The 10,464-nt window shown below is 66.9% G+C and carries 7 protein-coding genes; 4 read left to right on the top strand and 3 right to left on the bottom strand.

Going from position 1 to position 10,464, the window contains the following annotated elements:
• Positions 1–1,288, top strand: a 1,288-nt coding sequence (locus tag RTO53_RS12875; protein ID WP_312238158.1) for a cation:proton antiporter, incomplete at its 5' end; no start/stop codon positions are given.
• 82 nt (positions 1,289–1,370) lie between these two features.
• Here RTO53_RS12875 and RTO53_RS12870 read toward each other — a convergent pair.
• The 3 genes from RTO53_RS12870 to clpB form a co-directional block, all read right to left on the bottom strand.
• Positions 1,371–2,189, bottom strand: coding sequence for an AraC family transcriptional regulator (locus RTO53_RS12870; protein WP_312238157.1), 819 nt, complete (start codon positions 2,187–2,189; stop codon positions 1,371–1,373).
• A 338-nt stretch (positions 2,190–2,527) separates the two neighbouring features.
• The gene (locus RTO53_RS12865; RefSeq protein WP_312238156.1) at positions 2,528–3,829 is read right to left on the bottom strand and encodes an aminotransferase class I/II-fold pyridoxal phosphate-dependent enzyme; all 1,302 of its coding nucleotides are present in this window, start codon (positions 3,827–3,829) and stop codon (positions 2,528–2,530) included.
• 122 nt (positions 3,830–3,951) lie between these two features.
• Complete coding sequence (gene clpB / locus RTO53_RS12860; RefSeq protein WP_312238155.1) at positions 3,952–6,537, bottom strand: ATP-dependent chaperone ClpB; 2,586 nt, start codon at positions 6,535–6,537, stop codon at positions 3,952–3,954.
• 183 nt (positions 6,538–6,720) lie between these two features.
• Here clpB and RTO53_RS12855 point away from each other — a divergent pair, with 183 nt between their 5' ends.
• From RTO53_RS12855 to RTO53_RS12845, 3 genes are all read left to right on the top strand, one after another.
• Entirely contained in the window at positions 6,721–7,215 is a 495-nt protein-coding gene (locus RTO53_RS12855) for a sigma-70 family RNA polymerase sigma factor (protein ID WP_312238154.1), read from the top strand.
• The gene (locus tag RTO53_RS12850) at positions 7,205–8,185 is read left to right on the top strand and encodes a FecR domain-containing protein (protein ID WP_312238159.1); all 981 of its coding nucleotides are present in this window, start codon (positions 7,205–7,207) and stop codon (positions 8,183–8,185) included. The genes RTO53_RS12855 and RTO53_RS12850 overlap by 11 nt, the downstream gene beginning before the upstream one ends.
• 91 nt (positions 8,186–8,276) lie before the next feature.
• A partial coding sequence (locus RTO53_RS12845) for a TonB-dependent receptor (protein WP_312238153.1) occupies positions 8,277–10,464 on the top strand: 2,188 nt, incomplete at its 3' end.

Genomic DNA, 10,464 nt, shown 5'->3' with positions numbered 1-10,464 from the left:
ACGTCGCCTGCTGGAATCCCAGCGCGGCAAGATCGCCATCGGCTGGCTGATCGTGGAAGACCTGGCCTGTGTGCTGGCCCTGGTGATGATGCCGGTGCTGGCCGGCGTGTTCGGCCCGGATGCGGCCAACGAAACCCATACCGTCGGCAGCGTGCTGGCCAGCATCGGCTGGACCTTCGTGCAGCTGGGCCTGTTTGTGGCGGTGATGCTGGTGGTGGGCCGCCGGGTGATCCCCTGGATCCTCGAACGCATCGCCGGTACCGGCTCGCGCGAGCTGTTCACCCTGGCGGTGCTGGCCATTGCACTCGGCGTGGCGTTTGGCTCGGCGATGCTGTTCGGTGTGTCGTTCGCGCTCGGTGCGTTCTTCGCCGGCATGCTGCTCAACGAATCGGAACTGAGCCACAAGGCCGCCAACGATTCGCTGCCGCTACGCGATGCGTTCGCGGTGCTGTTCTTCGTTTCGGTGGGCATGCTGTTCAACCCGGCAATCCTGATCGAGCACCCATGGCAGGTGCTGGCCACCGCCGCGATCATCATGTTCGGCAAATCCGCTGCCGCGTTCGTGATCGTGCGTGCGTTCGGCCACCCCACCGGCACCGCGCTGACCATTTCGGCCAGCCTGGCGCAGATCGGTGAGTTCGCCTTCATCATCGCCGGCCTCGGCGTGACCCTGAAGATCCTGCCGCCCACCGGCCAGGCGCTGGTGCTGGCCGGTGCGCTGATCTCGATCATGCTCAACCCGCTGGTGTTCGGCCTGCTCGACCGCTGGCTGCTCAAGCACCAGGAAACCACCCCGACCGCGGTGGAGACCGAACTGCCGCCGGGCCCGTCGCTGGACCTGCACGACCATGCCATCGTGATCGGCTACGGTCGCGTCGGCAGCGCGCTGGCCCAGGTGCTGCGCGACCGCGGCGTGCCGGTGCTGGTGATCGACGACAACAAGGAACACGTGGCCGAAGCGCACGCCGCCGGCCTGCCCGGCATCCGCGGCAGTGCCGCCTCGGACAAGGTGCTGGCCGAGGCCCATCCCGAGCGCGCAAAGATCGCCGTGCTGGCCATCCCGCAGCCGCTGGAAGCCGGTGAGACGCTGGCTAAGCTGCGCGCCTTGAATCCCGGCCTGACCCTGCTGGCCCGCGCGCACAGCGACGCCGAGGTGAAGCACCTGCTCGAGCATGGCGCCGACGGCACGGTGATGGCCGAGCGCGAGCTGGCCTATTCGCTGGCCGAGATGGTGATGGCAACCCCGCCGTACCGCACGATGGGCAAGCACAGCATTCCGGTGGTGTGAGGGACCACCAGGGCAATGCCCGTCCACGCGTGGCGTATCTCCGCCCGCGCATGGATCCACGCCATGCGGGTATGCCGTTTTCTCAGGTGCCAGGGCGCTCCACCGGCACGCAGATATCGGCACGCAGGATGGCCTCGGGCACCTCTTCCGGGTCATCCAGGTAGTGGTAGTAAAGCTCCGCATCGCGGAGCACGTGGCCGCTGTCGGGCAGCCAGTCCCGCAGCAGTGTGTCCGTAGCCATCTCCAGGCGTGCGTAGCTGCCCACGTGGCGCAGCACTGCATACGCGCCCCCACCCAGCGTCAGCGTCTGCAGCGGGTCCGGTAGCGCCTGCGGCGTGCGCCCAAAGCCCATGCCGCAATCGAACACGCACTCGCCCGCCGGCACATCGCGGTGATCGGTGCGCGCGATACCCACCAGGTGCTGCAGCTGCCCGGCCCAGCCCTGCTCCGCCGCCCAGGCAAAGACCTCGCCAAATGCCTGGTCCAGATCCTCGAACGCACCTTTCCGGCGCAGCGCCACCACATCGAAGGGTTCCAGCGTGGTCACCGTCACCCGCAGCGGCACTCGCAGCGGCACCCGCTCGTCAGCCTGGTCGCCGACCGGCAGCGACAGCTGCTGCTGCCAATGGCTGCGCAGCCCGGCATCCTCGCGCAGCGCACTCGGCGTGGCATCCAGCGCCTGGCGACAGGCACGGGCCAGCGCCTGCGGACTTTCATAGCCGACGTTCAAGGCGACGTCGGTCACCCGGCTTTCCGCGTGGCCGAGCAGCTGCAGTGCCTGCAGCAACCGCAGGCGGGCCACCGTGCGCCCGGGCGTCTCGCCGGTCAGCGCGCGGTACAGGCGATGGAAGTGGAACGGTGACTGGTGCGCGATCGCGGCCAGTGTCTCCAGATCCGGCAAGGGATCGCCCGCACGCAGGCACGCTTGCAGATGGGCGATGACGCGGTCGATACCGTGGCGTTAGCGGACCTGGGCGATGCGGCTCATGGCGGGCTCCCTCTCAAGGTGACGCTCAGGGTGCGTCATCCCATGGGCCGCCGCGTGGCCGATCTTGCGGAGTTGCGGGAACGCCAGCCGATGCTAACCCCGCCGGTAGCGCCACGCCATGCGTGGCTGCACCTTCGTCCGTCCGCTCAGCCACGCATGGCGTGGCGATACCCCCATTGCAGGAACGGCATGGCTTGGACGGAAAAAACCCCACGACGGCCGGCCCGCACCGGCCGCCGTGGGCCCCACCTCTACGCCTTGGCCAACGCCTGCTCCAGATCCGCCAGCAGGTCGTCGATGTGTTCGATGCCGACCGACAACCGCACCGTGTCTTCGCTGACGCCGGCCTTTTCCAGTTCGGCGGCATCCAGCTGGCGGTGCGTGGTCGAGGCCGGATGGGTGGCCAGTGATTTGGCATCGCCCAGGTTCACCAGCCGGGTGAACAACTGCAGCGCATCCAGGAACCGCGCGCCGGCGACGCGGCCACCGGGCAGGCCGAAGGTCAGCACGCCGGAGCCATGGCCGCGCAGGTACTTCTGCACCAACGCGTGCTCGGGGTGATCCGGCAGCGCGGCGTAGTTGACCCACGCCACCTTGGGATGGCTCTGCAGGTGCCTGGCCACGGCCAGGCTGTTTGCGTTGATCCGGTCCATGCGCAGCGCCAGGGTTTCGATACCCTGCAGGATCAGGAACGCATTGAACGGCGAGATCGCCGCGCCGGTGTTGCGCAGCGGCACCACCCGCGCGCGGCCGATGTAGGCCGCTGGCCCGAGCGCCTCGGTATAGACCACCCCGTGGTAGCTCACATCCGGTTCGTTCAAGCGACGGAAGCGCTGCTTGTGTTCGGCCCAGGGGAAACGCCCCGAGTCCACGATCGCCCCGCCCAGGCTGGTGCCATGGCCGCCGAGATACTTGGTCAGCGAATGCACCACGATGTCCGCGCCGAAATCGAACGAGCGCTGCAGGTACGGCGTGGCCACGGTGTTGTCCACGATCACCGGCACGCCATGCGCGTGGGCGATCCGGGCCACCGCCTGGATGTCGGTGATGTTGCCGCGCGGGTTGCCGATCGACTCGACGAACACGGCCTTGGTGCGGTCATCGATCAACGCCGCGAACGCGTCGGGGTCGTTGTAGTCGGCAAAGCGGGTCTGGATGCCGAACTGCGGGAGCGTGTGTGCGAACAGGTTGTAGGTGCCGCCGTACAGCGCGCTGGAGGAGACGATGTTGTCGCCGGCCTCGGCGATGGTCTGAATCGCATAGGTGATGGCCGCCTGCCCGGAGGCCAGTGCCAGTGCGCCGATGCCACCTTCGAGCGCGGCAATGCGCTGCTCCAGCACGTCGGTGGTGGGGTTCATGATGCGGGTGTAGATATTGCCCGGCACCTTCAGATCGAACAGGTCCGCGCCATGCTGGGTGTCGTCGAAGGCATAGGCCACGGTCTGGTAGATCGGTACCGCCACCGCCCGCGTGGTCGGATCGGGCCGATAGCCGCCGTGGACCGCGATGGTCTCCGCGCGCCACGGGGATGGGGGACTGCCGTGCTCGGACATCTCGTCTCCTCCGGTTGAACGCCGACGATACCGAACAAAAAACCCCCGCCGGGGCGGGGGTTCATGCCAATGCTGCATGGCGTGAGGCCAAACGGCTATCAAGCCGCCGGCACGGGGCAGGATCACCCCTTCACGAACACCAGCTTGCCCCCGGCCGCGTCGACGCGGATCACGTCGCCGCCGAGGAAATCGCCGGACAGGATCTTCTGCGCCAGCGGATTCTCCAGCTGCGACTGGATCGCGCGCTTGAGCGGACGCGCGCCGTAGACCGGATCGAAGCCGACATTGCCCAGCAGCTCGAATGCGGAGTCGCTGACCTCGATACGCAGGCCACGTTCGGCCAGGCGCTTTTCCAGGCCCTGCATCTGGATACGCGCGATCTGCTTGATCTGCACCTTGTCCAGCGGGTGGAACACCACGATGTCGTCCAGGCGGTTGATGAACTCCGGCCGGAAGTGCGCCTGCACCACGCCCATCACCGCCGCCTTCATCTGCGTGTAGGCCTCCGGACTGTCATCGCTGCTCATGTCCTGGATCTGGTGCGAGCCCAGGTTGGAGGTCATCACGATGACGGTGTTGCGGAAGTCCACGGTGCGTCCCTGCCCGTCGGTGAGGCGGCCATCGTCGAGGACCTGCAGCAGGATGTTGAACACATCCGGATGCGCCTTTTCCACTTCGTCCAGCAGGATCAGCGAATACGGACGACGGCGCACCGCCTCGGTGAGGTAGCCACCCTCTTCGTAGCCGACATACCCCGGGGGCGCACCGATCAGGCGGGCCACGCTGTGCTTCTCCATGAACTCGCTCATGTCGATGCGGATCATCGCGTCGGTGCTGTCGAACAGGAACTCGGCCAGCGCCTTGCACAGCTCGGTCTTGCCGACACCGGTGGGGCCCAGGAACAGGAACGAGCCGCTCGGGCGATCCGGATCGGACAGGCCGGCGCGCGAACGACGCACCGCATCGGATACCACCTTGATCGCCTCTTCCTGGCCGACCACGCGGTCATGCAGCATGTCTTCCATGCGCAGCAATTTGTCGCGCTCGCCCTCAAGCATGCGGTTGACCGGGATGCCGGTCCAGCGCGAGACCACCTCGGCGATCTCCTCGGCGGTGACCCGGTCCTGGACCAGCTTGAACTCGGTGGTTTCCACTTCCTGCGCGGCGGCCAGCTGCTTCTCCAGCTGCGGCAACTGCCCGTACTGGATTTCGCTCATGCGGCCGAAATCCTGCCGGCGCTGGGCCGATTCCAGCTCCAGCCTGGCCTGCTCGATCTGCTCCTTGATCCGGGTGGCGCCCTGCAGCGTGGCCTTCTCCGACTTCCAGATCTCGTTGAGGTCGGAGAACTCGCGCTCCAGCGCATCGATATCGCTTTCCAGATCGGCCAGGCGCTGCCGGGAGGCCTCGTCCTTTTCCTTCTTGAGCATCTCGCGCTGGATCTTCAACTGGATCACGCGACGCTCCAGGCGGTCCAGCTCCTCCGGCTTGGAATCGATCTCCATGCGGATGCGCGAGGCGGCCTCGTCCATCAGGTCGATGGCCTTGTCGGGCAGCTGACGGTCGGCGATGTAGCGATGCGACAGCGTGGCAGCGGCGACGATCGCCGGATCGGTGATCTCCACACCGTGGTGCACGGCGTACTTTTCCTTCAGCCCGCGCAGGATCGCGATGGTGTCCTCCACGCTGGGCTCGCCCACCAGCACCTTCTGGAAGCGACGCTCGAGCGCGGCATCCTTCTCGATGTACTTGCGGTACTCATCCAGGGTGGTGGCACCGACGCAATGCAGTTCACCACGCGCCAGCGCCGGCTTGAGCATGTTGCCGGCGTCCATCGCGCCATCGGCCTTGCCCGCGCCGACCATGGTGTGCAGCTCATCGATGAACAGGATCACCTGCCCCTCGCTCTTGGCCAGGTCGTTGAGCACCGCCTTGAGGCGTTCTTCGAACTCGCCACGGAACTTTGCACCGGCGATCAGCGCGCCCATGTCCAGCGACAGCACGCGCTTGCCACGCAGCCCTTCGGGCACTTCGTCGTTGATGATGCGCTGGGCCAGGCCCTCGACAATGGCGGTCTTGCCCACGCCGGGCTCGCCGATCAGCACCGGGTTGTTCTTGGTCCGGCGCTGCAGCACCTGGATGGTGCGGCGGATCTCCTCATCGCGGCCGATCACCGGGTCCAGCTTGCCGCTCTCGGCGCGTGCGGTCAGGTCGATGGTGTACTTTTCCAGCGCCTGGCGTTGTTCTTCGGCGTTCTCCGACTGCACGCTCTCGCCGCCGCGGATCTTGTCGATCGCCGCGTCGATGCGGGTCTTGTCGGCACCGGCGGCGCGCAGCGCCATGCCCAGCGTGCCGCTGTCGTCCAGCGCGGCCAGCACGAACCATTCGCTGGCGATGAAGGCATCGCCATGCTGCTGGGCCAGCTTGTCGGTGTTGTTGAGCAGCCGGTTGAGATCATTGCCGATGGACAGGTTGCCTTCCTGCCCGGAGACCTTCGGCAGCGCATCGAGCGCCTCGTTGAGGCGTTCACGCAGCACCGGCACGTTGACCCCGGCCTGGGACAGCAGCGGGCGCGTGCTGCCGCCCTGCTGGTCCAGCAGCGCCGTGAACACGTGCACCGGCTCGATGATGTTGTGGTCGCGACCCACGGCCAGCGACTGCGCGTCGGCCAGCGCCTGCTGGAAACGCGAGGTGAGCTTGTCCATCCGCATGGGAGTTCCTCTTCTGTGTAGTAGCCAGCCTGGCTGGCAGATGTAACGGATATGCGGTTGTCGCGCAGTGATTCAAGACAAATGGGCACTGGCAATACAGTGACGGTATTGCCATACTTGCGAATCATTCTCATTATCATCATAGCGCGGAGGTGGCCCCGGCCAACACCGCAAGGCCTTCCCATGCAGGCACAACGCGAGTTCGTCGGCGCCCTTTACCGGGATCATCGCACCTGGCTGCAGGGCTGGCTGGGCGGTCGCGTAGGCTGCCGCGAGACCGCCGCCGATCTCACTCAAGACACCTTCGCGCGGCTGCTGCAGGATCGTGACCTGGGCACGCTGCGCGAGCCGCGCGCGTTCCTGACCACGGTCGCGCGCGGGCTGGCCGCCAACTGGTTCCGCCGCCAGTCGCTGGAGCGTGCCTACCTGGAACACCTGGCCACCGTGCCCGCGGCCGTGGTGCCCTCGCTGGAAGAACAGGCGCTGGTGCGTGAGGCACTGCAGCAGATCGACGCGATGCTGGACGGCCTGCCCGCCGCCGCACGCCAGGTGTTCCTGCTGGCCCAGTTCGAAGGGCTGCGCTACGAGGCCATCGCGCAGCGGTTGCAGATGTCGCTGAGTACGGTCAAGCGGCATATGAAGCGCGCGCTGGTGGGCTGCCTTGCGTATGCCGGCTGAGGGTCCGGTCCAGGATGAGGCGCCCATTCCGCGCCCGGTGCTTGCCCAGGCCGCCGAATGGCTGCTGCGCCTGCAGGATGCCGATGATGACGATCGTGCAGCGCGCAACGCCTGCGAGCGATGGTGTCAGCAGCACCCCGACCATGCCCGCGCGTGGCAGCGCGCGCAGCACCTGCAGAAACTGGTCGGGACGATTCCCGCCGGACTGGCCCTGCCGGTGCTGGGACGCCCGCAGGATCGCCAGCGCCGTGCCGCGATCAAGCGCCTCGGCATGTGGCTGACGCTGGCCCCGGTCGGCGCGATCGGGTGGGCGTCGATGAGGTCCGCGCCGTCGGGCGGTGCGCTGCGCACTGCCGTGGGTGAGCGCCTCCAGCGCCGCCTGCCCGACGGTACCGCATTGGTCCTGGATACCGATACCCACGTTCTGGTGCAGTTCGACGGCCGGCATCGGCAGCTGCGGCTGGTGCGCGGGCAGATGCGCGTGACCACTGGGCACGACACGCATGCCCCGCCACGCCCGTTCCAGGTGGTGACCGCACAGGGCCGGGTGCGCGCGCTGGGCACGCGCTTCGACGTCCGCATCGAGGGCGATCGCACGCAGGTGGCGCTGTTCGAGGGTGTTCTGGAGATCCATGCCGGATCGCAACCGCCGTGGCGGTTGCAGGCCGGCGAACAAGCGTGGTTCGGTACCGACACCGGGCCCACGCGCGCTGCCCTGGACGAAACCGCGGCTGCCTGGACCCGGGGCATGCTGATCGCCGATGCGCAACCGCTGCAGTCCGTGCTGGCCCAGCTGGCACGCCATCGGCGAGGTCTCGTGCGATGCGACCCGGACGTCGCCGGGCTGCTGGTGTCCGGCGCATTCCCGCTCGATGACACCGACCGCAGCCTGGCGATGCTGGAGGCCACCTATCCGGTTCGGGTGCAGCACGTGGCGGGGCGCCTGTGGGTCACCGTCGCTGCACGCTGACCCTGCCACGGCGGTCGGCCAACACGGTGGGTGACACTTTTTTCGATCTCGCGGGGCAAGTGAGAGAACCCGTTTCCGACCCCCACCCGCCATGACCCGATCGCGCTCCGCCCTCCCGCTCAGTCTGCTGTCGCTCGCCCTGCTGACCACGCCCCTGTTCACCCCCTCGGCCCACGCCGCCGAACCGGCCGAGGCGACGTCCGCTCCCGCGCTGGGCCGCGCGCTGTCCACCTTTGCCGGGCAACGTGGCATTGCCCTGTCCTTCGACCCGGCCCTGACCGTCGGGCGCCGTGCGCCTACGATCCCGTCCACCGCCTCGGTCGAAGAAGGCTTCGCCCAGCTGTTGGCGGGCACCGGCCTGCACGCGATCCGGCGCGCCGACGGCAGTTACACGCTGGCGCGCCAGGCAGGCGCCCGATCAAGCAACACGCGCATGCCCGCCTTGCGGGTGAGCGGGGCCCAACCCTCCTTCCTGTATGCCGAGGGATTGCAGCTGGATGAGGAGTACCTGCAATCGCAGTCCAGCGGCAACGGTGACATCGGCAGCATGCTGCGCATCAACCCCGCCGTGCAGTTCGACAACGCCCAGCTCAGCAGCTACACGCCGGGCGATATCGCACCCGCGGACATCAGCATCAACGGGGCGCAGTTCTACCAGAACAGCTTCCTCATCGACGGCATGAGCTTCAACAACGACATTGATCCGGGCCAGGAAGATTCGCCCTACCGGCTGTTCGCCGCGCCGGGCGGAAGCCAGGCGCTCGCGCTGGATACGGCGCTGCTGGAAGACCTCACCGTGCTGGACAGCAACGTGTCTGCCGCCTACAGCGGTTTCACCGGCGGGGTGGTCGATGCCCGGCTGCGCCGTCCCAAGGACCAGGTATCGGGCAGCGTGTCGCACCAGATCACGCGTTCATCCTGGACGCGATACCACATCGATCCCAACGACCAGGACAACTATGCCAATGCATCGGCCTGGGGCGATGGCCAGCCGGAGTTCGAGAAGGCCATTACCCGGATCACGCTTGAAGGACCGCTCGCGGACAACATCGGGCTGCTGGCCAACTTCACCCGCAAACGTTCGACCATCCCCACCTATTTCTATTCTTCCCACCTCGTCGCCGATCATGGCCGGGAAAAGGCCGTCCAGCGCAGGGAAAGCACCCAGGCGCTGCTGAAAGGTGTCTGGGACGTCAATGAGCGGCTGACCGTGGAAGCCAGCGTCACCCACAGCCCGACAGAAAACCAGTTCTTCCGCTCCAACATCCGCCACGCCGGCATCCACATCGACACCGGCGGCACCCTGGCCTCATTGAGTGCGAAGTGGACAGCCGATTGGGGCACGATCACCCAGCAGCTGGGCTGGTCGGATACCGAGCAGTCGCGCGATGCCGAACAGGATGACTACATGACCTGGGCGCGTTCGACCAGCAAGGACTGGGGCACCAACGCATCGACGCTGGAGGGCGAGTTCGGTGACATCGAACAACGCCAGAAGCGACTTCAGTACAAGCTCGACGTCAACACGGACGCAATCGAGGCGTGGGGCGGCACGCATCATTTCGGCGCCGGCATGGTGCTGGAGCACGAAGACTTCAGCTACGCGCGGCTGACCGAGAACAGCACCTATACCACGCCCGCACGCACCAGCACCTGCACCAATCGCGCGGGCGTCACCGATACGCTGACCTGCTCGATGGGCACCACGGTGGCCGGGTGGCCGGGACAGTACCTGACCCGTCGCACGCGCTACGCCACCGGTGACATCGGCTTCGACAGCCAGAGTCTGGGCCTCTACCTGGAAGACGACATGCGCTACGGCGATTTCTCCTTTCGTCCTGGCATCCGGATCGAGCGCGATGATTTCATTGGCCGCACCAACATTGCACCGCGGCTTGCCGCGAGCTGGCAGGTTGCCGCGGGTACGGTCCTGACCACTGGCGCCAACCGCTACTACGGACGGGATATCGCTGCCTGGCGTCTGCGCGATGGGGTCAACCGATTGCGCTACAACAGCGAGCGGCGTACCAGCCTGGACAGCGATTGGACGCTCGGCACACAGGCCAGCAACGATACGTACTACGACCTCGACCGCACCGGCTATGCCGACGAGCTGATGCTCGCCGTGCGCCAGGACTGGGCAGGCCTGCGCTTCAATCTGAAGGCGGTCAACCGCAGACAATACGACCAGGTCATCAAGGTACAGGGACGCATCACCGACCAGCAGCCTGACGATCCCACGCTTGCCAGCAACTACGACACCTGGGCCAGTGCGGGCC

This window comes from Stenotrophomonas sp., assembly GCF_031995405.1.
Classification (GTDB): Bacteria; Pseudomonadota; Gammaproteobacteria; order Xanthomonadales; family Xanthomonadaceae; genus Stenotrophomonas.
Note: the sequence above shows the minus strand (reverse complement) of the source record. Positions and strands in the feature narration are given on the sequence as shown.